Origin of the sequence: Cupriavidus taiwanensis (genome assembly GCF_900250075.1) — a bacterium.
Lineage (GTDB): Bacteria > Pseudomonadota > Gammaproteobacteria > Burkholderiales > Burkholderiaceae > Cupriavidus > Cupriavidus taiwanensis_C.
Map to the genome: position 1 here is coordinate 2,499,876 of NZ_LT977071.1, position 22,221 is coordinate 2,522,096.

General features: G+C 69.2%; 18 protein-coding genes. 8 read left to right on the forward strand and 10 right to left on the reverse strand.

Annotated elements, in window-relative coordinates; all coding sequences use genetic code 11:
* Positions 1-3 precede the first annotated feature (3 nt).
* Positions 4-1,338 (reverse strand): DUF3300 domain-containing protein, encoded by a 1,335-nt coding sequence (locus CBM2588_RS27620; RefSeq protein ID WP_115683428.1) that lies wholly within the window; start codon positions 1,336-1,338, stop codon positions 4-6.
* 338 nt (positions 1,339-1,676) lie between these two features.
* On the opposite strand from CBM2588_RS27620, the gene ppk2 reads away from it, so the two are divergent.
* On the forward strand, positions 1,677-2,588 hold the full coding sequence (gene ppk2 / locus CBM2588_RS27625) for a polyphosphate kinase 2 (RefSeq protein WP_115683429.1): 912 nt from the start codon (positions 1,677-1,679) through the stop codon (positions 2,586-2,588).
* A 33-nt stretch (positions 2,589-2,621) separates the two neighbouring features.
* Here ppk2 and CBM2588_RS27630 read toward each other — a convergent pair whose 3' ends face one another.
* The gene (locus CBM2588_RS27630) at positions 2,622-3,008 is read right to left on the reverse strand and encodes a hypothetical protein (RefSeq protein WP_115683430.1); all 387 of its coding nucleotides are present in this window, start codon (positions 3,006-3,008) and stop codon (positions 2,622-2,624) included.
* Between the two features lie 9 nt (positions 3,009-3,017).
* Complete coding sequence (locus CBM2588_RS27635; RefSeq protein WP_439897470.1) at positions 3,018-3,392, reverse strand: hypothetical protein; 375 nt, start codon at positions 3,390-3,392, stop codon at positions 3,018-3,020.
* Positions 3,393-3,566: 174 nt separating this feature from the next.
* On the opposite strand from CBM2588_RS27635, the gene CBM2588_RS27640 reads away from it, so the two are divergent.
* The gene (locus CBM2588_RS27640; protein ID WP_115683432.1) at positions 3,567-4,598 is read left to right on the forward strand and encodes a hypothetical protein; all 1,032 of its coding nucleotides are present in this window, start codon (positions 3,567-3,569) and stop codon (positions 4,596-4,598) included.
* Positions 4,599-4,631: 33 nt separating this feature from the next.
* Here CBM2588_RS27640 and CBM2588_RS27645 read toward each other — a convergent pair whose 3' ends face one another.
* From CBM2588_RS27645 to CBM2588_RS27655, 3 genes are all read right to left on the reverse strand, one after another.
* Positions 4,632-5,144 carry a GAF domain-containing protein gene (locus CBM2588_RS27645; RefSeq protein ID WP_115683433.1) on the reverse strand — a complete coding sequence of 171 codons (513 nt, stop codon included), beginning with the start codon at positions 5,142-5,144 and terminating at the stop codon, positions 4,632-4,634.
* 1 nt (position 5,145) lies between these two features.
* Positions 5,146-6,114, reverse strand: a complete 969-nt coding sequence (locus CBM2588_RS27650; RefSeq protein ID WP_439897375.1) for a Bug family tripartite tricarboxylate transporter substrate binding protein — start codon at positions 6,112-6,114, stop codon at positions 5,146-5,148.
* A 66-nt stretch (positions 6,115-6,180) separates the two neighbouring features.
* Positions 6,181-8,010, reverse strand: a complete 1,830-nt coding sequence (locus tag CBM2588_RS27655; RefSeq protein WP_115683435.1) for a gamma-glutamyltransferase family protein — start codon at positions 8,008-8,010, stop codon at positions 6,181-6,183.
* A gap of 126 nt (positions 8,011-8,136) precedes the next feature.
* Here CBM2588_RS27655 and CBM2588_RS27660 point away from each other — a divergent pair, with 126 nt between their 5' ends.
* Positions 8,137-9,087: a LysR family transcriptional regulator gene (locus CBM2588_RS27660; protein WP_115683436.1), complete on the forward strand. Its 951-nt coding sequence runs from the start codon at positions 8,137-8,139 to the stop codon at positions 9,085-9,087.
* 48 nt (positions 9,088-9,135) lie between these two features.
* Here the strand turns inward: CBM2588_RS27660 and CBM2588_RS27665 are convergent, their stop codons facing one another.
* Together CBM2588_RS27665 and CBM2588_RS27670 are read right to left on the reverse strand one after the other, a co-directional pair.
* A complete protein-coding gene (locus tag CBM2588_RS27665; RefSeq protein WP_115683437.1) occupies positions 9,136-11,346 on the reverse strand; it encodes an amylo-alpha-1,6-glucosidase in 2,211 nt (736 codons plus the stop codon).
* 32 nt (positions 11,347-11,378) lie between these two features.
* Entirely contained in the window at positions 11,379-12,458 is a 1,080-nt protein-coding gene (locus CBM2588_RS27670; protein WP_115683438.1) for a glycosyltransferase family 4 protein, read from the reverse strand.
* 617 nt (positions 12,459-13,075) lie between these two features.
* Between CBM2588_RS27670 and CBM2588_RS27675 the strand changes: the two genes are divergently transcribed.
* From CBM2588_RS27675 to CBM2588_RS27695, 5 genes are all read left to right on the forward strand, one after another.
* Positions 13,076-13,939 (forward strand): branched-chain amino acid ABC transporter permease, encoded by an 864-nt coding sequence (locus CBM2588_RS27675; protein ID WP_111516884.1) that lies wholly within the window; start codon positions 13,076-13,078, stop codon positions 13,937-13,939.
* Between the two features lie 10 nt (positions 13,940-13,949).
* On the forward strand, positions 13,950-14,981 hold the full coding sequence (locus tag CBM2588_RS27680) for a branched-chain amino acid ABC transporter permease (protein ID WP_115683439.1): 1,032 nt from the start codon (positions 13,950-13,952) through the stop codon (positions 14,979-14,981).
* Complete coding sequence (locus CBM2588_RS27685) at positions 14,974-15,738, forward strand: ABC transporter ATP-binding protein (protein ID WP_012356559.1); 765 nt, start codon at positions 14,974-14,976, stop codon at positions 15,736-15,738. The genes CBM2588_RS27680 and CBM2588_RS27685 overlap by 8 nt, the downstream gene beginning before the upstream one ends.
* On the forward strand, positions 15,725-16,432 hold the full coding sequence (locus tag CBM2588_RS27690; protein ID WP_115683440.1) for an ABC transporter ATP-binding protein: 708 nt from the start codon (positions 15,725-15,727) through the stop codon (positions 16,430-16,432). Before CBM2588_RS27685 ends, CBM2588_RS27690 begins: the two co-directional genes overlap by 14 nt.
* A gap of 123 nt (positions 16,433-16,555) precedes the next feature.
* Positions 16,556-17,728, forward strand: a complete 1,173-nt coding sequence (locus CBM2588_RS27695; protein WP_115683441.1) for an ABC transporter substrate-binding protein — start codon at positions 16,556-16,558, stop codon at positions 17,726-17,728.
* A gap of 94 nt (positions 17,729-17,822) precedes the next feature.
* Here the strand turns inward: CBM2588_RS27695 and CBM2588_RS27700 are convergent, their stop codons facing one another.
* The gene (locus CBM2588_RS27700; protein ID WP_115683442.1) at positions 17,823-20,492 is read right to left on the reverse strand and encodes a DUF6600 domain-containing protein; all 2,670 of its coding nucleotides are present in this window, start codon (positions 20,490-20,492) and stop codon (positions 17,823-17,825) included.
* 286 nt (positions 20,493-20,778) lie between these two features.
* Entirely contained in the window at positions 20,779-22,107 is a 1,329-nt protein-coding gene (locus tag CBM2588_RS27705; RefSeq protein WP_115683443.1) for a putative bifunctional diguanylate cyclase/phosphodiesterase, read from the reverse strand.
* Positions 22,108-22,221 lie beyond the last annotated feature (114 nt).

Here is a 22,221-nt window from a genome sequence, read left to right on the forward strand (position 1 = left end):
CACTTAGCGCCTGCCGCCGCGGCCACCGCCGCCAAAGCCGCCGCCGCCGCGGCCGCCACCACCGCCGCCGAAGCCGCCGCCACCGCGGTGCGCGCCGGCTGACTGCATGCTGGACCGGCCACGGTCGAAGTCGCGCTGCGAAGCAGCGCCACCGCCCACGCCCTGGAAGGCGTTGTCGCGCCCGCCTCCGCCCACGCCGCCGCGGGAGCGGTCGGAAGCCCCGGCGCGGTCGGAGACGCCGGCGCGGTCGGAGACGCCGGCGCGGTCGCCACCGCCGGGACGATCCGACAAGGCCGCGCGCTCGCCGCCGCCAGTACGCTCGAGACCGCCCGAGCGATCGCGCTGGCCACGATCGGCGACCTCGCCGCGGCCGCCGGCTCCGCCTTCGCGGCCCCGAAAATCATTGCGGCGGTCCGCGCCCGGCACATCGCGCGAGAATTTCTCGCGCGTGGCGTTGTCCCGGTAGGCCACGCCCTGGCGGTGGCTGGCGTCGTGCTGCCAGCGTCCGCCGGCCTGCACCTTGGTGCGGTCGAAATTGCGGTCGATATTGGTGGCGCGGTTGACGTTGATATTCACGTCGCCCCCGCCCCAGTTGCAATTGCCGAAGATGGCGCCGGCCGCGGCCAGCCCGACGCCCCAGGCAAGGCCGGTGGCCAGCGCCGCGCCCGGATAGTAGGCGGGATACGGCGGCCAGTAATACGGCGGGTAGGCCGGATAGCTCCAGGCCCCGTAGACCACCGTGGGGTTGTACGCCGGCACGTAGATCACCTGCGGGTCGGCCGGCTCGATGCGCACCACGCTCTGCGTGCCGGTGGCGCTGCTGGTGGCGGGCTCGACGATGACCGTCTGTTGCTCCGTGCTCTTGAGGTTGCCCGATTGCTGCGCCCGCGCGCGCAGGCGCTGCACCGCAGCAAGCACGTCCTTTTCCTGCGCCAGGAAGGCATCGCCCAGCTTCTGGGTCCAGTCGAGCTTGTCGTTCATGGGCTCGAGCGCCTGCGGGAATGCCACCAGGGACTTCACGCTGACATCCCATGGCTGGTCGGCCACCGCCTTGACCGCGGCATCGCCCTTGATGCCGGGATTGGCCTTGAGCCAGCGCGCCGCGTGAACGATCTCCAGTGGATAGGTGGAGGCCATCAGCACCTGCGACAGCACCGAATCCGGATACAGTGCGATCGGCGCGACCAGCGCCTCGATCTCCTCGGGCTTGAAGGCAGGGGTCTGTCCCTGGCCGCCCGCCGGCGCGCCCTGCGCGCCGGCGCCAGCTGCCACGGCCATCAGCGCCGCCAGCAGCCATGCCCGGCCGGACCCAAGCAGCCGTTTCACCAGAAAGGCCATATTCCCTCCTCGCGACCGGGTGCGGCGCTTGTGCGGCATGGGCGTGCGGCGCATGCCGTTGTCGAATGCGATGGGTGCGGGCTACCGCTGCGCGCCGATTCGACGCGCGCGTTCATGCTGAATACGCGATATGAAGGTAGTACGACATTTATGGGATTTCAACCGATTTACGGCGCACACCGCCACTACCGGAAATTTGTACATAAAATTGATTCGCGTCAGATTCCGTTGACGCCTGGCTTCCATTGCGAAAACGATCCGCCATTCCGCGCCGGATGACTGCGCGCGCGGCGGCACGGCGGAAACAGAAAGCAGCATTGCAAGGCGGAGGAAAAACCATGGCCAAAGGCAAGGGCAAGGGCAAGCACCACGACAAGCACGACATCGACGAGCCGTTGCGCGAGACCGATAGGCACAACCCCGAGACCGGCGCAAACGAGGCCACGGACGAGCCTGCCGAGCCCGGCAAGGAGGCCGGGCGGCTGTCCGAGAAGCAATACCGCAAGGAGTTGTTTGCGCTGCATGTCGAGCTGGTCAAGCTGCAACAGTGGGTGCAGGCGCGCGGCATCAAGGTGTGCATCGTGTTCGAAGGGCGCGATGGTGCCGGCAAGGGCGGCACCATCAAGGCGCTCACGGAGCGCGTCAGCCCGCGCGTGTTCCGCGTGGTCGCCCTGCCCGCGCCTACCGAGCGCGAGAAGACCCAGATGTATGTACAACGCTATCTGCCTTACTTGCCCGCGGCCGGCGAGGTCGTGATCTTCGACCGCAGCTGGTACAACCGCGCCGGCGTCGAGCGCGTGATGGGTTTCTGCACCGAAACCCAGGCCGAGGAATTCTTGCGCGCCGTGCCACTGGTCGAGCGCGCGATCGTGAATTCCGGCGTCATCCTGATCAAGTACTGGCTCGAGGTCAGCCAGGAGGAGCAGACGCGCCGGCTACAGGCGCGCATCCACGACGGGCGCAAGCTGTGGAAGCTCACCGATATGGACCTGCGCTCGTACAGCCGCTGGTACGACTATTCGCGCGCGCGCGACGCCATGTTTGCCGCCACCGATACCGACTACGCGCCGTGGCACGTGGCCAATTCCAATGACAAGCGGCGCGCCCGGCTGAACCTCATCACACACTTGCTGGCGCAGATCCCGTACGAGCAGATCCCGCGCAAGGCGGTCAAGCTGCCTGCCAGGCAGAAAGCCGGCGGCTACCGCGAGCCGAACTACCCATACCGCTACGTGGAGGAACGCTACTAGCCACGCGCACCCCCGCGCCTGACCCGCCCAGCGCTAGTCCGGCAGCTTGCGCGACTTCCAGCCGCCCTGTTCCTTGCAGTACCAACCGGTCCACGATTCGGACTGCCCGGCGCGGCGGAACTCGCTGCGCACCTGGCGACAGGCGTCGCCGCGATCCGTGCGCGTCTGCAACGGCGTGAACGATCCTTCCACCGCGCGGTGCCGCTGGTCGGCCGGCAAGCTGAACGCAACGCTTGCGCCGTCGGCGGCCTCGTCCATGGTCTTGCCAAAGACGCCCCACGCGGAATTCAATTGGGCCTGGCCCAGCGTGCCGACGATGGTGCCTGCCAGGTAGTGGTCAAAGTAGCCCCAGGCCGGCCACGCCGACACGGCCGCGGCAAGCCCGGCGGCGGCGGCTACGCGCCGGCAGCGCATGGCCATGGCGCCTCCTTACTCGAAGCGCTCGGCCAGCACCATGGCGTCGACCTTGCGCTGCTTCCAGAAAATATGGTTGATACGCGGCACCAATCCGCGCAACGTGCCGGCATCGACTTCGTTGAAATGCAGCCTCACGGCCGGCCGCGAGCCATCGCCCTCGACGCGGGTGATGTCGTCGAATGCCGGCAGTCCGTAGCGCACCAGAAAGTCGCGGATTTCGTCATCGGTGGTCCCCGCGTCGATATTCACCAGCATCATTGAACTCATGGCCTTCTCCTTGGCGTTGCGCAACCGCTGCCGCGCCGGTCTGCCCGACGATATGCCGGGACGGATCGGCCGGCGCACATTGATGCGTGAAAAACCAGAGCCGTGCGTACGCATCGTCATCAAAGTCCTGGCGCACTGCGTCAATGAATCATAGATTGAACAGGCAATCAAGGCACGGCATCGCCGCATAACCCCCTGCCAACGGAGGGGTACCTGCGGCTGCCACGACGTATTGGCCAACCGGACCGCCAGCACAGAACCGCGCAAGCGGCATGGGCGGGACAATGCAGGAGCATGCTGATGGGCTTCCTGGGGTGGATGCGCCGGCGCAAAACGCAGGTCCCCGCACGCGAATCGCGGGAGCTTGCCGAACTGACGGAACGCGTCACCCGTCTCAGTCCGCGCCTGCGGCTGGTGCCGCGCTACCAACAGCGAATCCGGCCCGCGCTGGAACAGGCACTCGATTATGTGCAGGGACTCGTCCGGCAACTTCCCGCCGCGCGCGACGCCAGCAAGGAAGCCTGGGCCAGCGACCCGTATATTCACGCCTTTTTCGGCACGCCCCATGACGTGGAACTGGGCTTCAGCCGGTCTCCCGAATTGCGCGAGTTCTTTGCGCAGTCGGCCGATTCGGCGCAGGCCTATGCTGTGCTCGGCATGGCAATGGCCGAGCGGCGCACGCTAGGCGTGGCGCTGGAAGGCGATGTCATGCGCGCGGACGTGCCCCAGACCGTGATCAGTTTCAGCGATCACAAGGTCAGGATCATTGCCCGCACCGAAGCGGCCCTGCGCGAGGAAATCGTGCGGCGGCTGTTCGACCAGTTGACCCTGGAGAGCCTGGCCCGCGTCGCAGCCGGCAAGTCGCGCCGCAACGTGCTCGAGCGCGAACAGGCGCTGCTCGTGGCGCGCCTGCGCCTGCTCGAGCGGCAAGGCACCGGCATGCGCTCGGTGCTCGGCGGCGATGGCAATGGCGACGGCGGACCTGGCGAGCAAGCCACGCTGCGCGCACAGGTCGCGCAAAACGACCGGGAACTGGCGCAGCTCGGCAAGGATGCCGGCGCGCTTGAACGCCAGCTGGAATGCCTGGCCGAGGTACTGACGAACGCGCGCGACTTCCTGTCCATTGAGTCGAGACACCTGCGGCTCAGCGCAATGAACGTGCTGCTGGCACCGGAAAGCACGGCGCCGGCGCACGAGATCGAGCTGCTTACCGCACGCATCCCGGGCGATCCGCCGCTGGTGCGATCCTTTGCGCTGGTGCGCTTCGACCGTGGCGAGATGCTGTCATCGGGCGCCCTGCTCGATGAGGCGGCACGGCTGCTCTGAAGGCGGGGAAGCGCGTGGATCAGATGGCCGCGTTCATGCCCGCGCCTCCAGGCAGTCCCGCACGGCGGACCCGGCCAGCGCCGCCAGCACCCGCAGCGCTGCCAGTTCGGCCGGCGACCATGCGAAGCGATCTGCCAGATAGTTGAAGGTCCCTATGACGCGCGACTGGCAGCACAGCGGCACATTGACCACCGCCGTGCAGCCAAGCGCGCGGATGGCCTGCACGTCATCGAACACCGCCGCCAGCGCGGCATCGCCCTCGCCGACAAAGACCTCGCCGCGCTCGAGCAACTGGCGCCGCCACCGGCTGTCGCCCTTCTGCTTGCGTCCGCCGACCGGATAAGCGGATGGGTGCGACGACCACAGCCGTTCGATCTGGGCCGGCCCGGCATGCCAGGCGTTGATGGTCAGCAGGCCGGGGCCCAGCGCCTGCAGGGTGGCGGCGCCGATCGCGTCGAACGCGGCGCCGGGATCGCGGGCCTGCTGCAGCTGGTCGCACAGCACATTGGCCGCCGCCACCAGCGAGGCGGTGCGCAGCAGGCTCATGTCATTCCCCCTTGATGCCGAGTTCGCGGATCAGCTTGCCGTAGCGGTCGGCATCGCGCTGCAGGATGGCGCCGAACTGCTGCGGCGTGGAGGTCGCGGTCTCGACGCCGATGGCGTTCATCTTGGACTTGACCTCGGGCAGCGACATCACCGCGTTGATCTCGCGGTTCAGGCGCGCGGCCAGCTCTGCCGGCATGCCCTTAGGACCGAAGGCACCGTACCAGACCGCCAGTTCATAGCCGGGCACGGTTTCGGCCACGGTCGGCACATTGGGCAGCAACGGCGAGCGCTTGCCCTCGGTGACGGCCAGCAGGCGCAGCTTGCCGCCCTTCACGTGCGGCAGCGTCTGGGTGCCGGCCGAGAACAGCAGCTGGGTCTGGCCGGCCACGGTGTCGACCACGGCGGGCGCGCCGCCCTTGTACGGCACGTGCAGCATCTGCACGCCGGCCATCTTCTCGAACAGCACCGCGCTCAGGTGGTTGGTCGAGCCCGGGCCGGCGCTGGCATAGGCCAGCTTGCCCGGATTGGCCCTGGCGTAGGCGATCAGCTCCCTGACGTTCTGCGCCGGCACCGACGGATGCACCACCAGCGTGTTGGTGACGTAGGCCAGCAGGCCCAGCGGCGTGAAATCCTCCACACCGCGGAACGGCATGTTCGGCATCAGCGCCGGGTTCATCGCGTGCGTGCTCATCGAGCCGACCAGCAGCGTATAGCCGTCGGGCCTGGCACGCGCCACCATGGCCGAGCCGATATTGCCGGAGGCCCCGGGCTTGTTGTCGACGATCACCGGCTGGCCGAGCGAGCGGGTCAGGTGTTCTGACAGCACGCGCGCCAGGATATCGGTCGAGCCGCCGGCGGCCCACGGCACGATCAGCGTGATGGGCTTCTGCGGCCAGCTGTCCGCGGCGCGTGCGGCGCCGCCCAGGCACATCGCCAGCGCGGCCATGCCGCCCAGCAGGGTCTTGGTCATCCATCGCATGGTGTTACTCCTCCGTCGTCGTTGCTGTCTGTCTATTGGGTGGAACCGGTTGGATCGTCAGCGTCCGGCGGCATAGCCTTGCATGCCGCGCGGATTGGCGCCGGCGCGCAGCACCAGCCGGCCGCGGGCGTCGAACTGGCGCGAGCAGGCCGACATGCGGCCCTCGGACCATGGCTCGCCCACGCGCACGTCGTGGCCGCGCTCGCGCAGTGCCGCCAGCGTGCTGTCGGGGAAGCGCGATTCGACGCTGATGCGGTTGAGCACGGTCTGGCGCGGCCAGAACGAAGCCGGGAAGTGGTCGACATGCCAGGCCGGCGCGTCGATCGCCTCCTGCAGGTTCATGCCATGCACGGCATGGCGCAGGAAGAATGCCAGCGACCACTGGTCCTGCTGGTCGCCGCCGGGCGTGCCGAACACCATGTAGGGTTCGCCGTCGCGCAGCGCCAGCGATGGCGACAGCGTGGTGCAGGGCCGCTTGCCGGGCGCCAGGGTATTGGGCAGGCCGGGTTCCAGCCATGTCATCTGCAGGCGGGTATTGAGCGCAAAGCCGAGCGCCGGGATGGTCGGGCTCGACGACAGCCAGCCGCCCGACGGCGTGGCCGCGACCATGTTGCCGTGGCGGTCGATCACGTCGATATGGCAGGTATCGCCGACAAAGATCTCCTGTTCGGCCCACTCGGCCACCGGCGGCAGCTCGGCAAAGGTGGGCTCGCCCACGCCGAAGCGCACGTCGGCGCGCTGCAGCGTGCGCGTGGCCGCGGCCAGGTCGGGCAGGCGCGGCGCAATGCCGTTGACCGTGCCGGGCTCGAGCGACAGTGCCGCCTGCGCGCCGATGCGCTGCGCGCGCGCGGCCAGGTAACTATCGTCCAGCAGCCCCGCCAGCGGGCTGGCGGAGAAATGCGGGTCGCCGTACCACGCCAGCCGGTCGGCCATGGCGAGCTTGGCGGCCTCGGCAATGCGGTGCACGAACTCGGGTGAATCCGCCGCATGCTGCTCCAGGCCGGCATGGCGCAGCATGCCCAGTTGCTGCAGGAACACCGGACCCTGGCTCCAGATGCCGCACTTGGCCACGGTATAGCGGCCGAAATCCAGGGTCGCGGGCGCCTCGATCCCGGGCGTCCAGCTTGCCATGTCCTCGAGGCGCAGCAGTCCGGCGTGCTTGTCGCCGGTGGTGTCGCGCACCCGCGTATGGCGGCAATACGCATCGATTTCCTGCGCCACGAAGCCGCGGTACCAGCAATCCAGCGCCGCGTCGATCTGGCCGGTGCGGGTATCGCTGCGGCGCTGGGCCTCTTCGACGATGCGGGTGTAGGTGGCCGCCAGCACCGGCAGCGTGTGCAGGCTGCCGGGGCGCGGCACCTTGCCGTCGGGCAGCCAGGTCTGGGCCGAACTGTGCCATTCGTCGCGGAACAGCGCCTGCACCGCCAGGATCGCGCGCGCGATGCGCGGCACCAGCGGAAAGCCGTCGCGCGCATAGCCGATGGCGGGCGCCAGCACCTCGGCGAGGGTCCAGCTGCCATGCTCGCGCAGCATGGTCAGCCATGCGCCGAAGGCACCGGGCACGGCGGCCGGTATCAGGCCGATGCCGGGCACCAGGTCCAGCCCCATGGCGCGCAGCGCGGCGGGATCGGCCAGCGCCGGCGCCGGGCCCTGCCCGCACACCGAGCGCATGGCGCGCTCGCGCTCGCTCCAGTACAGGATCGGCACTTCGCCGCCGGGGCCGTTCAGGTGCGGCTCGACCACCTGCAGCACGAAGCCCGCGGCGACCGCGGCATCGAAGGCGTTGCCGCCGCGCTCCAGCACGCCCATGGCGGTCTGGGTGGCCAGCCAGTGCGTCGACGCCGCAACGCCAAAGGTGCCAACAATCTCGGGACGGGTGGTGAACATGGGCAAGGCTCCAGTAATGCCGGCCAGTATAGGTTTGCGGAATAACCAGCTGTGCCTGTTTGGTTATTGTTGTATTACCATCTGGTAATACCGTTATCGCGCCCGCCCCCGGCGCAGCAAGCCCCCGTGTCCATCGCCCCCGACAAGCTGGTCCACAACCTGGTATCGCGGCTGCGCCTGCGCCACCTGCCGCTGCTGCTCGCGCTGGCGCGGCAGCGCTCGGTGTCGCGCGTGGCGGCCGAGCTCAACCTGTCGCAGCCCGCCGTCACCAAGACCCTGCGCGAGATCGAAGACATCTTCATGGTGCCGCTGTTCACCCGCACCCGGCGCGGACTGGAGCCCACGCCCACCGGCCTGGCGGTGCTGGCGCACGCCCGGCTGACACTGGCCGATGCCGATGCGCTGGGGCGCGAACTGGCGGCGATCGAAGCGGGCCTGTCGGGCCGGCTGCGCCTGGGCGTGATTCCCTACATCAGCCGCGGCGTGCTCGATGCGGCCTGCACCTTCGGCCTGGCGCAGACCCCGCGGGTGTCGGTGCTGGTGCGCGAAGGCACCACCGACGAGCTGGTCGGCGCGCTGCGCGAGCATGAACTGGACTGCGTCATCGCGCGCACCTTCTTTGCGCCGGGCGCCGACATCGTGCAGCAGCCGCTGTATCGCGAAGAGCCGGCGCTGGTCGTGCCCACCGCGGCTGCCACCCGGCTGGCGCGCGGCGCGCTCGACTGGCACCGGCTGGCCGAACGCGACTGGATCCTGCCGCCGCCCAACACGCCGATCCGGCGCACCATCAACACCATCTTCGCGGTGGCGGGGGTGGCGCAGCCGACGCCGATGGTCGAGACGTATTCGATCAAGACCATGGCCACGCTGATGCGCAGGCATCCGGCGGCGACGACCATCGTGCCCAGGGCCGTTGCCAGCGAACTGGCCGAGGCCAGGGGCGCGGCGGTGCTGCCGCATGCGCTGAGCTGGGACCTGCCGCCGGTGGGCGTGATGTGGCGGCGCCAGCCGGTGGAGGACGATGTGGTCGCGGCGCTGGTGGCGTGCCTGCGCGCGCTGCCGGCAGACCTCGCGTAGCGCGCGGCGCGCGCCCCGGCAAGGCGCGCACGCGCTCACCGCCAGAGCCTAATTCCGCGTCAATACCCGCACCGGCCCGCGCCGCTCCAGCACGTCTACCACCACGCGCTCGCCGGAACGTCGCACCGCGACGTCGGCGCTGCCGCCGCCGACGCCGAGGTTGCGGAACACCACCTCGTCCAGGAATGGCGGCAGCGACGGGTTCTCGAACGTGATCGCCGGTTCCTGCGTGTCGAAGTCCAGGCCCAGGCAGGCCTGCAGCATCAGCAGCGGCGCGGCCGCGGCCCAGGCCTGCGGCGCGCACGCCACCGGATAGAAGGTCGGTCCCTGGCTGCGTTGCCGCGCGAAGCCGCAGAACAGTTCGGGCAGGCGGCGCAGGTCGATATAGCTCGAGGCCGCGAACAGGCCCTCGAAGATGCGGCTCGCTTCGGGGTGGTAGCCGTAGCGCGCCATGCCCGCCGCGATCAGGGCATTGTCATGCGGCCAGACCGAGCCGTTGTGGTAGCTCATCGGGTTGAAGCGCGCCGCGTCCGCGGCGACGGTGCGGATACCCCAGCCGCAGAACGACGTACTCTGCATCAGCGTGCCCACGACCGAGGGCGCGCGCTGCGGCAGCGCGATGCCGGTGAACAGCGTATGCCCCGCGTTCGAGGCGCGGATGCGGCACGGCTGCTTCTGGCCATCCAGCGCCAGCACGTAAGTGCCCAGCGCGGGGTCATAGAAGTGCTTGTCGAAGGCGTCGCGCAGCACTTCCGCCCTGGCGGCATAGCGAGCGGCGCCCTCGCTGTCGTCCAGCGCCGCGCGGATCTGTGCCGCGGCCTGCCAGGCGCCGTAGGTGTAGGCCTGCACCTCGGCCAGCGCGATCGGGCCGGCGGCGAGCCGCCCGTCCTCGTGGAACACCGAATCGCGGCTGTCTTTCCAGCCCTGGTTGATCAGGCCCTCCGGCGACTGCCGGCCGTATTCGACGAACAGGTCGCCATCGCGGTCGCCGTACTCGCCGATCCAGTCCAACGCGGCCTGTAGGCGGGGCCACAGCGCGCGCATGGTGTCGACATCGCCGGTGCGCCGCAGGTAGGCGCCGGCCAGCAGCACGAACAGCGGCGTGGCATCGACGCTGCCGTAGTAGAGCGCGAACGGCACCTCGCCCAGGCGCGCCATTTCGCCATGGCGCATCTCGTGCAGGATCTTGCCGGGCTCGGCATCGGCGCCGGGGTCGACGGTCTCGGCCTGCATCGCGGCAAGGTACTGCAGCACGCCGCGCGCGATCTCGGGATCGAGCCATAGCGTCTGCAACGCCGTGATCAGCGCATCCCGGCCGAATACCGTACTGAACCACGGGATGCCGGCATACGGGTAAGGTCCATGCACGGTGTTGGTCAGCAGCATGTACAGGTCGGAGATGCTGCGCCGCGCGACTTCGGTGAACAGCTCGTTCGAGGTGGTGATCGACGCCGCGCGCCCGGACGAGCGCCGCAGCTCGCGCCGGGACTGCAGCAGCGCGCCGAGAAAGGACTGGGCCTCGCGCTCTTCATGATCCACCGACTGGCAGCGGATCTCCATGCGCAGCAGCTGCATGCACGACGGCTTGAGCAGCAGCGTGAAGCTGGCGCGGCTGCCGCTCAGCTCCTGCGGCTTCGGATCGAACGAGAGCCGGGTTTCGCGCCGCGCCTCGTCCAGGCCGGTATAGCTGAGCGTGACCGCGGCGCCGTCGACTTGCGGCGGGTGCAGGGTGCCGCGCCGCAGCCGCTGCGTGCCGCGTACTTCGAACAGGTCGGCAAAGTCCGCATCGAAGGCGATGTCGATGCACACGCGCCGCGGCCGGTCGTCGAAGTTGCGCACGCTCAGGCGTTCATAGCAGGCGCCGTTCCACAGGAAGCGCGAGCGGCGCAGGTGGATCAGGTCGTGCTCGAGCCACAGCGCGCCCTCCTGGTCGAACAGGTCCGGATTGGTCAGGTCGCACGTCAGCGCGGCATTGTCGTCGCGCAGCGTCGACGACAGCAGCATCGGACGCTGCCCTTCCACCGTCAGCCGCAGGAAGGACAGGTGGCGCGTGTCGAAATGGAACAGCCCCTCGGGGCTGCCCGGCGCACCGATCGCGTCGCCGTTATGGTCGAACAGCGCGAAGGTGTCGCCATGCTTGAGCGTGCGCGGGCGCCGCTCCTGCAGCGACGCCGCCGCGGGGATATAGAACTGCGCGACGTCGCCAGCGCCGGCGACCGCCACCGAGCGGTTGGGATGTTCCGTGGATTCTGCAGGCATGAGGGGGTCTCTCCAGCAGTGGTCGTGTGCGGTTATGCGAGCGCCAGTCCGTCGGCCTCGCCATGTGTCTCGCCCGCGTCGCCGGGGTTGGGCAAGCCCTGGTAGATGCGCACGTAGTCGCGCGCCATCCGCTCGGCGGTAAAGCGCGCTTCGAACGCGGCGCGCACGCCGGCGCGCGGCAGCGTCGCCACGCTGGCGACAGCGGCCACCGCTTCGTCGACGCTGTGCACGATATAGCCGCTGATGCCCGGCTCGATCACCTCGGGCACCGAACCGCAGTCGAACGCAATCACCGGCGTGCCGCACGCCATGGCCTCGATCATCACCAGGCCGAACGGCTCGGGCCAGGCGATCGGGAACAGCAGCGCGCGCGCATTGCCGAGGAACGCCGACTTCGCCGACTCGTCGATTTCACCGATGTATTCGACTTCGGCATGCGCCGCCACCAGCGGGCGGATCACTTCCTGCCAGTAGGTGCGGTCGACCCGGTCGACCTTGGCTGCCATCTTCAGCGGCAAACCCGCGCGCGCGGCCACCTCGATGGCATGGTCGGGCCGCTTTTCCGGCGAGATGCGGCCAAGGAATGCCAGGTAGTCGCCCGCCGGACTGGCGCAGTAGTCCAGCAGCGTCGCCGGGATGCCGTGGTGGACCGTGCCTACCCAGTTCACCGGCGGCATCGGCGCGCGCTGCGCGTCGGAGACCGACACCAGCGGGAATTGCGGGAAATGCGCATAGAAGGGCTGCAGCTCCGGCAAGTCCAGCCGCCCGTGCAAGGTGGTCAGCGCGCGCACCGGCAGGCGCCGCAGCAGCGGGCATTGCAGCATGTCGATATGGAAGTGCAGGACATCGAAGCGCGCGGCGGCCGCCATCACGCGGTCCAGCATCATCACGTAGTAGGGCAGATGGTCGCCGACGTCCGCATCGAGGCGCAGCGCCATGTCGCAGCACGGCACCAGTTCGGCGCCGGTGACCGAGTCGCCGCTGGCGAACAGCGTGACCTCATGGCCCTGGCGCACCAGTTCTTCCGTCAGGTACGAAACGATGCGCTCGGTGCCGCCATACAGGCTGGGCGGGCAGCGTTCGGCTAGTGGTGCAATCTGCGCAATCTTCATCGGCTCTCCCCCCTGGTCATCAGCAAACTGCAGGGTGGATAGCCGCGACAGTGCCTTGGGGCTGATGAAGGCACCATAGAAAGCGGCGGGGGCTTTTTCAAGCTGGTCCGGACCATGCAGGCGCGGCATGGAAACCATGTAGCGCAGCGATGATGACGGCCCTGCCCGTCAGGGCTTACCCGGAGGCGCGGCCGCTGCTATTTCGCGGTGCGGAATAGCGGGCCGCTTTCCTTGACGGTGCCTGCGCGCCTATGCAAAAGTCGGCGAAAACGAACGATCGTGCGGGAACGCTTTCCCGACACGGCGTCACCGGACGGCAACGCCGTCCGGCTTGCCGGGCGGCCATCGCGCCGCATCGCACAGGAGACACCGCCATGCAGCATCCGCAGCACCGCATTGCGCACCACCATTGCCTCGTCCCGCACGTGGACGTGGCGCCTACGCGCAACAACGCCCGCACCGTCGCCCGCACTCCGGCACGACCACCCGCGCTGCCGTCCGCCTGACCCACAGCGCCCGAGTTTCACCTGCGCGGCCGCACTTGGCGTCGCCGCGACGGAACACGCACGGCCATTGCCGGCGCGTGCCTGCTTTCCCGAACCGCAAGAGGTACCCCCGTGGCATTGTTCCTTCAACAGTTCCTGAACGGCCTGACGCTGGGCGGCGTGTACAGCCTGGTGGCGCTTGGCCTGACGCTGGTCTACGGCATCCTGCACGTGCCCAATTTCGCGCACGGCGCCTTCTACATGGCAGGCGCCTACGTGTCGTACTACCTGATGACGGCGCTGGGCGTGAACTACTGGCTGGCGATGCTGGGCGCGGCGCTGGTGGTGGCGGTGCTGTCGATGCTGGCCGACCGGCTGGTGTTCCACCCGCTGCGCAATTCGCCCGAGCTGCACGACATGATCGCCGCCATCGGCATCCTGCTGTTCCTGGAGGCCGGTGCGCAGGCGCTGTGGGGCGCGGACTTCCACCGCATGCCCACGCCCTATGGCCAGATCGTCGATGTGTTCGGCCTGACCGCGCCGCTGCAGCGCCTGCTGATCATCGGCGCCGCCTTTGCGCTGATGGTGCTGCTGCACCTGTTCCTGACCCGCACCATGACCGGCGCCACCATCATGGCGATGGCGCAGAACCGTGAAGGCGCGGCGCTGGTCGGCATCGACGCCACGCGCGTAACGCTGCTGGTGTTCGCCATCTCCGGCGCGCTGGCCGCGATCGCCGCCACGCTGTATGCGCCGATCAACCTGGTCTACCCCAGCATGGGCAACCTGGTGATCACCAAGGCCTTCGTCATCATCATCCTCGGCGGCATGGGCAGCATCCCCGGCGCCATCGTCGGCGGGCTGATCATCGGCATGGCCGAGAGCTTCGGCGGCTTCTACGTTTCCACCGACTACAAGGACATCATCGCCTTCGTGCTGCTGGTGGTGATCCTGTCGATCCGGCCGCAGGGCCTGTTTGCCGGCAAGGCAGCCTGAGGAGCAAGACATGAAAGCACTGCAAGGAAAGACCGGCTGGATGCTGTTGCTGGCGCTGGCGATCGCGTTCCCGCTGGTCACGCCCGACAGCTACTACCTGACCGTGATGACGCTGGCCTTCATCTATGCCATCGCCACGCTCGGGCTGAACCTGATCACCGGCTATACCGGCCAGCTCAACCTGGCGCACGGCGGCTTCATGGCCATCGGCGCCTACACGCTGGGGATCCTGACCGTGGACTACCAGGTGCCGTTCTGGCTGGCTTTCGTGCTGGCCGGGGTGCTGTGCATGGTGCTGGGCTATGTGGTCGGCGTGGTGTCGCTGCGCCTGAAGGGCCATTACTTCTCGATCTTCACCATGTGCGTGGGCTACATCATCTACCTGCTGATCGAGAAGTGGGAAAGCCTGACGCACGGCACGGTGGGGCTGATCGGCATCCCGGTGCCGGCGGCGATCGGGCCGCTCGGCTTCGACAGCGTGCAGGCGCAGTATTACCTGGTGCTGGCCTTCCTGGCGGTCGGCGTGTTCCTGATGCACCGCATCGTCACCTCGCTGCTGGGCCGCAGCTTCATGGCCGTGCGCAACAGCGACGCGCTGGCCGAGGCGTTGGGCATCAACCTGATGCGCACCAAGGTGCTGTCGTTCGTGCTGTCGGTGGGCTACGCCGGCTTTGCCGGCGCGCTGTACGCGGGACAGGTGCGCTTCCTGGGCCCGGACATCGCCCGCACCGACCTGACCTTCGACATGGTGATGTCGATGCTGGTGGGCGGCATCGGCACGCTGTTCGGGCCGCTGCTGGGCGCGGTGCTGGTGCCGTGGATCACGCAGTCGCTGCAGTTCATGCAGGACTACCGCATGCTGGTGTTCGGGCCGGTGCTGGTGCTGCTGATCATCTTCGTGCCCGACGGCATCGTCGGCTCTTACCTGAAGAAGCAGGCGCGCAAGGCCGCCGCCGAGCGCCGCGGCAAGCTGGCCCAGCCCGCCGCCGAGAGCCACACCGCCGCTGTACCGACCACCCGCGCCGGAGCCGACCATGCTTGAGATCCGCAACCTGACCAAGAAATTCGGCGGCCTGACCGCCGTGCACGATGTCTCGGTGACCTTCGAGCAGGGCCATATCAACGCCATCATCGGCCCCAATGGCGCCGGCAAGACCACCTTCTTCAACCTGGTCGCGGGCACCCATGCGCCCTCCTCCGGCCAGATCCTGTTCAAGGGCCAGGACGTGGCCGGCCTGCGCGCCGACCAGATCGCACGCCTCGGCGTGGCCCGCACCTTCCAGGCGACGGCGCTGTTCGACCGCGCCACGGTGCTCGACAACCTGATCGTCGGCCACCGGCTGCGCACCCGTTCCGGGCTGGGCGACGTGCTGTTCAACACCCGCCGCCTGCGCGAGGAAGAGCGGCTGTGCCGCGACAAGGCCGAGGCCGCGCTGGACTTCGTCGGCCTGTCGCACCTGGCGCACGAGGTCGCGGCCGACATCACGCAGGAGGCGCGCAAGCGCGTGGCGTTCGCGCTGGCGCTGGCGACCGACCCGGAACTGCTGCTGCTCGACGAGCCCGCCGGCGGCGTCAACCCGGAAGAGACCGTCGGCCTGGCCGAGCTGATCCGCAAGATGGTGCGCCATGGCAAGACCGTCTGCCTGATCGAACACAAGATGGACATGATCATGCGCCTGGCCGACAAGATCATGGTGCTGAACTACGGCGAGAAGATCGCCGAAGGCACCCCCGCGCAGATCCAGCAGGATCCGCATGTCATCGAGGCCTACCTGGGAGCCGACCATGTTGCAGCTTGAACGCGTCTCGCTGTCGTACGGCAGCTTCCGCGCGCTGGACAACATCACCCTGCACGCCGGCGCCGGCGAGCTGGTGGTGCTGCTGGGCGCCAACGGCGCCGGCAAGAGTTCGATCTTCCTGGCGATGAGCGCGATCCACCGCATCAGCGGCGGCAGCATGCGCTTCGACGGCCGCGAGCTGTCCGGCATGAAGCCGTCGCAGATCGTGCAGGCGGGGCTGGTGCATTGCCCGGAGGGACGCAAGCTGTTTCCGGCCATGAGCGTGGAGAAGAACCTGGTGCTGGGCGCCTACGTGCACCGGCGCGACGGCGCTGGCATCCGCAAGACGCTGGAAGAGGTCTATGAACTGTTCCCGATCCTGCGGCAGAAGAAGGACGATGCGGCCGGCTCGCTGTCCGGCGGGCAGCAACAGATGGTGGCGCTGGGACGCGCGCTGATGAGCCGCCCGCGCGCGCTGCTGCTGGACGAACCTTCGCTGGGGCTGGCGCCGCTGGTGGTCAAGCAGATGTTCGAGATCATCCAGCGCATCAACCGCGCGGGGACCACGGTGCTGCTGGCTGAGCAGAACGCTTATGCGGCGCTGGGGATTGCGCATCGCGCTTACGTGATCGAGAGCGGCAGGATCGTGATGGAGGGGGATCGGGATGCGTTGCTGAAGGATGAGGGGATTCGCAAGGCGTACATCGGAGGATAAGAGCGACGGACTTATCCATCCCGAGTGGGTACTCCCTCTCCCGCTTGCGGGAGAGGGGAGAAAACAAGCGGTCGACACGGGCCGCGGAACAAACAAAGCGCAGTACTTTCAGGAGACAACACCATGCAACACAACCTCATGCGCCGCATCTTCCCGCTGGCCGTCACCGCCGTGGCCGCGATGCTGGCTTCGGGCGCCGCGCTGGCGCAGGAAGTGGTCAAGATCGGCTACACCGGCCCGCTTTCCGGCGGCGCCGCGCTGTATGGCAAGAACGTGCTGTCCGGCGTGCAGATGGCGGTGGACGAGATCAATGCCTCCGGCCTGGAAGTCAAGGGCAAGAAGGTCAAGCTGGAGGTGGTGGCGCTGGACGACAAGTACTCGCCCGCCGAGGCCGCCATCAACGGGCGCCGCCTGGTGCAGCAGCACAAGACCCCGGCGGTGTTCGTGCCGCATTCGGGCGGCATCTTCGCGCTGCAGGCCTTCAACGAGCAGGAGAAGTTCCTGGTGATGGCCTATTCCAGCGTGCCGCGCATCACCGATGCCGGCAACAAGCTGACCATCCGCATCCCGCCGGCCTATACCGGCTATATCGAGCCGTTCATCAAGGCGCAGATGAAGCGCTACGGCAAGAACGTGGCGCTGGCCCCGGCCGACCACGACTACGCCAAGGCCTGGGTGCAGGCCTTCCTGCCGGCGTGGGAAGCCGCCGGCGGCAAGGTGGTGGCGAACAACCCGATGTCGTACACCAAGGCCACCGACTTCTACAGCGGCGTGTCGCGCGCCATCAGCGAGAAGCCGGACGTGATGTTCGTCGGCGGTCCGTCGGAGCCGACCGCGCTGGTGGTCAAGCAGGCGCGCGAGCTGGGCTTCAAGGGCGGCTTTATCGTGATGGACCAGGCCAAGATGGACGAGATGGCCCGCGTCACCAACGGCCTGGGCATGCTGGAGGGCTCGATCGGCGTGCTGCCGCTGGTCAACGACAGCCGCCCCGCCACGCAGGCCTTCAACGCCCGGTACAAGAAGCTGCACGACGGGCGCGACGCCACCACCGAGATGTCGCTGAACTACACCATGGTGTATGCGCTGGCCGGGGCGATGAAGCTGGCCGGCACCACCAGCGACGCCGCGGCGATCCGCGCGAAGATGCCGGATGCGGTCAAGGGCCTGGCCAAGGAGGTCAATCCCAACGAAGTCGACGGCATCGACGCCAAGGGCGGCTCGATGGCCGACACCGTGGTCGGCTGGGTGCAGAACGGCAAGATCTCGCAGGTCCGCTTGTCCGAACTGGCGAAGTAAGGCGGCACACGCTGCCGGTACGGCACCGCGCCAGCACCAACCCCGGCATGCCTCGCGGCATGCCGGGGTTTTTCATTGCGACGGCCAGGCGTGACTAGCGGCGATCGCCGTCGCGGCCCTGGCGCGCCTCCATCTGGCCACGCTCGTGCTGCGCGCGCTGCTGCTGTTGCATCTGCCGCTGCTGGTCCATTTGCTGGCGCTGGTGCTCCTGCATCTGGCGTTGCTGCTCGTGCATCTGCCGTTGCTGCTGCTCGGCCTGGCGCTGCATGGCCTGCTGGCGCTGCTGCTCATGCATGGCCCGCTGCTGCTCCTGCATATGGCGCTGCTGCTGCTCGGCCTGGCGTTGCATGGCCTGCTGGCGTTGCTGCTCCTGCATGGCCCGCTGCTGCTCCTGCATATGGCGCTGCTGCTGCTCGGCCTGGCGCTGCATGGCCTGCTGGCGCTGCTGTTCCTGCGCCGCGCGCTGCTGGTCCTGCATCTGGCGCTGCTGCTCCGCTTGCCGCTGCATCGCCTGCTGGCGCTGCTGCTCCTGTGCCGCGCGCTGCTGGTCCTGCATCTGGCGCTGCTGCTCCGCGTGCCGCTGCATCGCCTGCTGGCGCTGCTGCTCCTGCACCGCGCGCTGCTGGTCCTGCATCTGGCGCTGCTGGTCCGCCTGCCGCTGCATGGCTTGCTGGCGCTGCTGCTCCTGCATCGCGCGCTGCTGCTCCTGCATCTGCCGCGGCTGCTGTTCGGCCTGGCGCTGCTGCGCTTCCTGCATCTGCCGCTGCTGCTCGAAGCGCTGTCGCTGCATCTCCTGCGATTGGCGCGCCGGGTCGGGGCGTTCCTGACCGTCGGCCCACTGGCGCGGCGGCATGCGCTGCTGGCGCTGCTCTTCCAGCTGCCGCTGCTGCTCGCGCAGGGCGCGCTGCTGCTCCATTTGCTGGCGCTGCTGTTCGCGCTGCATGGCCTGTTGCTGCCGCTGGGCGTCGCCGGGCACGTCCGGCTGCCCGGCAAAGCCGCGCGCCTCGTCGGGCCGGGTACTCTGGCCGCGGCCAGGACCACGCCACGGCTCGCCCCGCGCATGCCCATCGTTGCGATCCGCGCGGCCGTCGCCGTCGGCATCGATACGCCCGGGGCGCGGCTGGACTGGGGCGTGGTCGCGCGATGCAATCGCGGCCTGGCTCATGCGCACGTCCGGCACCGCCCGTGCGTCGCGGCCGGGCCGGCGCTCGTTGCCGCCGCGCCAGGCCGGGCCGGCCCCGGGCACGACCCCGCCCTCGCGCGCAAAGCGCCGCGCCAGGTCTTCCGTGGCCGGGCGCCCAGGCGCGCGCGCGGCGATGGCCTGGCGCTCGAAGCCGTGGCGCGCCTGCGGCGGCAGCGGCCGCGGCGGCGCCGCGCCCACCAGGCTGCCCTTGACCGGCGCCACCGGCGGCGCGCCGTGGGCCTCGCCCGCCGGCACGTTGCGCCATTCGGGGCGGTGCAGGCCGCGCGCCGGCCGTCCCTCGACAAAATTGCGCGCCGGCATGCCGGTGATGGCGCCGGGCACGTTGCGGTTGGCGTAAGGCGGCGGGCGGCGGTCGCCCATCACGAAGTTGTTGACCGTGACCCGGTTGATGCGGGCGACGTAGGTCGGGCTGGCGCGATAGACCGGCCGGTAGGCGTCGCGCGGCCCCAGCGGATACCAGGCCACGCCCGGGCCGCTGCCGACGCGCACACTCCAGTTGGGCCCGGCGGCGCCGACAAAGGCCACCAGCGCCGGGGCATAGCAGGGGCGCACGCGCGGCCCGGGGACCCAGCCCCAGCGCGAGCCCACATACGCCCAGCGGCCATAGTGCGAGGGCGCGAACCCCCACGGCGCATCATCGATCCAGGTCCAGCCCCAGGGCGCAATCCAGGCCCAGTGGCCGGCGCTGTACGGCACCCATCCCGCGCTGACCACGCGCGGGAACCAGATCGCGCCGTAGCCCGGGTCTTCCTGCCAGTCGCCATAGCCGTCCAGCGCGGCGTAGCCCGGCATCTCGCGCGGCACATAGCGCGCCGATGGCGAAGCGTCCTCGCGCGCGTCGCGCGCCGCGGTCCAGCGGTCGAACGCGTCTTCGGGCACCGCGCCGCCGCCGGCATCGGCCAGGTCGGTGCCGGCAAAGCGCATGCGGTCACCGCGCTGCAGCTCGATGGTGCGGCTGTCGCCGTAAACCACCGCGCTGCCATGGCGCATGGTGACGGTGGTGGTGCTGCCGTCGGGCGCCACGTCGAGGCGGTAGTCGCCGGGCTCGCGCGGCACGAAGGCCAGGTTGGGGGTATCGATCTCGACGGTCTGGCCCGGCGGCAGCGCGCGCACGCGCACCTGCAGCGTGCCCTGGGTCAGCTTGACCTGCGTGGTGCTGTCGTCCAGGTTCAGGATGCTGGCGGCGGTGGCGCCGCCCATGCGCAGCGCCACCGTGCCGGCGTGCAGTTCGGCGCGTCCGCCCTGGTCCAGCCAGAGCCGGTCGCCGGTGGTGACCGGCCGGTTCAGCCCGGCCGCGGCCCAGGCGTCCGAGCCGGCGGGCGCAAAGCTGAGATTGCCGTCGACCGCGGTCAGCGTGGCGATGCGCGAGGAAGGATCGGCCTGCTGCAGCGCGGCGTCGGCCACGGGGGCATCGAGGTAGGGTTCGCCCGGCGCGGCGGGCACCTGCGCCAGTGCAGCAGCCGCCACTGCGAGGCCGGCTGCGGCCGCCAGCGCGGTCAGCGCCAGCCGGCCGCCAAGGCGACCTGAATAGCGGCCAGCGGATTGGAAAGGATCGGACATGGAAGGGCAGGAGCGGGACCCGGCATGGGTCGGCGGGCAGGCCGGCCCACGCCGGCGGCCACCCTATTGTCACCATACATGGCCCGGGGTGCCGCGGCGCGTCCGGGGCGGTCACACTTTGTAAGCTCGTATTTCGCCAGGCGCTGGCACCAGCCGGCCCGGCCGGTGTGCGCGGCAGGCTGCGGGCGGGCCGGCGGTCGCCGCCGCCGTGGCCAGCGGGAATCGGCCGTCAAAGGTGGAAACAACTTCGGTGCGCGGGCGCACGGGCCCAAAACTCGCTGCCGGCTCAGCCGGAGGCTTGCTGGCGCAGCATCTCGGTCAGGCGCTCGGCCGGCATCGGGCGCCCGTACAGGTAGCCCTGCGCCTCATGGCAGCCGTTGGCGAGCAGGAAATCGCGCTGCTCGGGGGTTTCCACGCCTTCGGCCACCACGCCGATGTGCAGGCTGGCGCCCACATTGATCACCGAGCGCACGATCGCCGCGTCGACCGGGTCTTCGGTCACGTTGCGGATAAAGGACTGGTCGATCTTGAGCCGGTCCACCGGGAACGACTTGAGGAAGCTGAGCGAGGCATAGCCGGTGCCGAAGTCATCGCAGGTCAGCGTGATGCCGTCGCGGCGCAGCGCCTGCAGCTGGTCCGAGACCTCGTCGCCCTGCTGCAGGGCGATGGTCTCGGTGATCTCGATCTCGAGGCAGTCGGGCGCCAGCTCCAGCGCCCGCAGTACGTGGCGGACCTCGGTCAGCAGCCGGCTCTCGGACAGCTGGGCCGCGAACAGGTTGATCGCCACGCGCGGCGGCCGCGGAAACGCCAGCGCCCAGGCACGAGCCTGGGCGCACGCGGTCTGCAGCAGCCACATGCCGACATCGCTGGCGATGCTGCTGCCGGCCAGCGCGTCGATGAAGGCGGCCGGCGACAGCAGCCCGCGGGTGGGATGGCGCCAGCGCATCAGCGCCTCGGCGCCGTGGACTCGGCCGTCGCGCAGGTCGACCTGGGGCTGGTACAGCAGCTCGAACTGGCGCTGGGCGTAGGCTTCGTGCAGGGCCTGCACCAGCGACAGCCGCGTGGTCACGTCCGAGCGCATCTGTGGCTTGAAGAAGCGGATGGTGCGGCCGCCGTCGTGCTTGGCCCGCGCCAGCGCCAGGCTGGCCGCCGCCAGCATGTCCGAGCCCTGCTCGCCAGCCGCGGGCGCGACGCACGCGCCGATGCTGGCCAGCACGTGATGGCGGCGCCCGGCATGTTCGTGGGGAGAGGACAGCATCGACAGGATCGCGGCGCTGACGTGGCGTACCAGCGTGGGATCGGCAATGGAGGGCAGCATCACGCCGAATTCGTCGCTGCCGACGCGGCCGATGATGGCGTCGCGGGGCGACGCATCGCGCAGGCGGCGGGCCACGCGCTGCAGGACGATGTCGCCTTCGGCATGGCCATGCATGTCGTTGAAGGCGCGGAAGTCGTCAATGCCGATCAGCAGCAATGCGCAGCGCGGCACAGCCTCGCTATGCAGGCGTGCCTCCAGCCGTTTCAGAAAGCCCTGGCGATTGTCAACGCCGGTCAGCGGATCGAGATCCGAGCCTGGCGAGGCGCCAGCCGACTTCGCCCCCGACTTGGCCACCATCCCTGCCCCATCTGTAATTGTCGACATTGTTACCTGCTAGCAATTTAGCAAGTGTGACGAAAACTTGGAAAAAATCAAGCAGTTCCGATACACGCCAATACCCCTAGGCGCCGG

Excerpts from the sequence above, each read along its gene's own strand:
- ppk2 (WP_115683429.1), top strand. The coding sequence starts at position 1,677 with ATGGCCAAAGGCAAGGGCAAGGGCAAGCACCACGACAAGCACGACATC.
- CBM2588_RS27695 (WP_115683441.1), top strand. The coding sequence starts at position 16,556 with ATGCAACACAACCTCATGCGCCGCATCTTCCCGCTGGCCGTCACCGCC.
- CBM2588_RS27630 (WP_115683430.1), bottom strand. The coding sequence starts at position 3,008 with ATGGCCATGCGCTGCCGGCGCGTAGCCGCCGCCGCCGGGCTTGCCGCG.
- CBM2588_RS27635 (WP_439897470.1), bottom strand. The coding sequence starts at position 3,392 with ATGACGATGCGTACGCACGGCTCTGGTTTTTCACGCATCAATGTGCGC.
- CBM2588_RS27655 (WP_115683435.1), bottom strand. The coding sequence starts at position 8,010 with ATGTTCACCACCCGTCCCGAGATTGTTGGCACCTTTGGCGTTGCGGCG.
- CBM2588_RS27680 (WP_115683439.1), top strand. The coding sequence starts at position 13,950 with ATGAAAGCACTGCAAGGAAAGACCGGCTGGATGCTGTTGCTGGCGCTG.
- CBM2588_RS27670 (WP_115683438.1), bottom strand. The coding sequence starts at position 12,458 with ATGAAGATTGCGCAGATTGCACCACTAGCCGAACGCTGCCCGCCCAGC.
- CBM2588_RS27665 (WP_115683437.1), bottom strand. The coding sequence starts at position 11,346 with ATGCCTGCAGAATCCACGGAACATCCCAACCGCTCGGTGGCGGTCGCC.
- CBM2588_RS27645 (WP_115683433.1), bottom strand. The coding sequence starts at position 5,144 with ATGAGCCTGCTGCGCACCGCCTCGCTGGTGGCGGCGGCCAATGTGCTG.
- CBM2588_RS27640 (WP_115683432.1), top strand. The coding sequence starts at position 3,567 with ATGCTGATGGGCTTCCTGGGGTGGATGCGCCGGCGCAAAACGCAGGTC.
- CBM2588_RS27620 (WP_115683428.1), bottom strand. The coding sequence starts at position 1,338 with ATGGCCTTTCTGGTGAAACGGCTGCTTGGGTCCGGCCGGGCATGGCTG.
- CBM2588_RS27700 (WP_115683442.1), bottom strand. The coding sequence starts at position 20,492 with ATGTCCGATCCTTTCCAATCCGCTGGCCGCTATTCAGGTCGCCTTGGC.
- CBM2588_RS27690 (WP_115683440.1), top strand. The coding sequence starts at position 15,725 with ATGTTGCAGCTTGAACGCGTCTCGCTGTCGTACGGCAGCTTCCGCGCG.
- CBM2588_RS27650 (WP_439897375.1), bottom strand. The coding sequence starts at position 6,114 with ATGACCAAGACCCTGCTGGGCGGCATGGCCGCGCTGGCGATGTGCCTG.
- CBM2588_RS27685 (WP_012356559.1), top strand. The coding sequence starts at position 14,974 with ATGCTTGAGATCCGCAACCTGACCAAGAAATTCGGCGGCCTGACCGCC.
- CBM2588_RS27705 (WP_115683443.1), bottom strand. The coding sequence starts at position 22,107 with ATGGTGGCCAAGTCGGGGGCGAAGTCGGCTGGCGCCTCGCCAGGCTCG.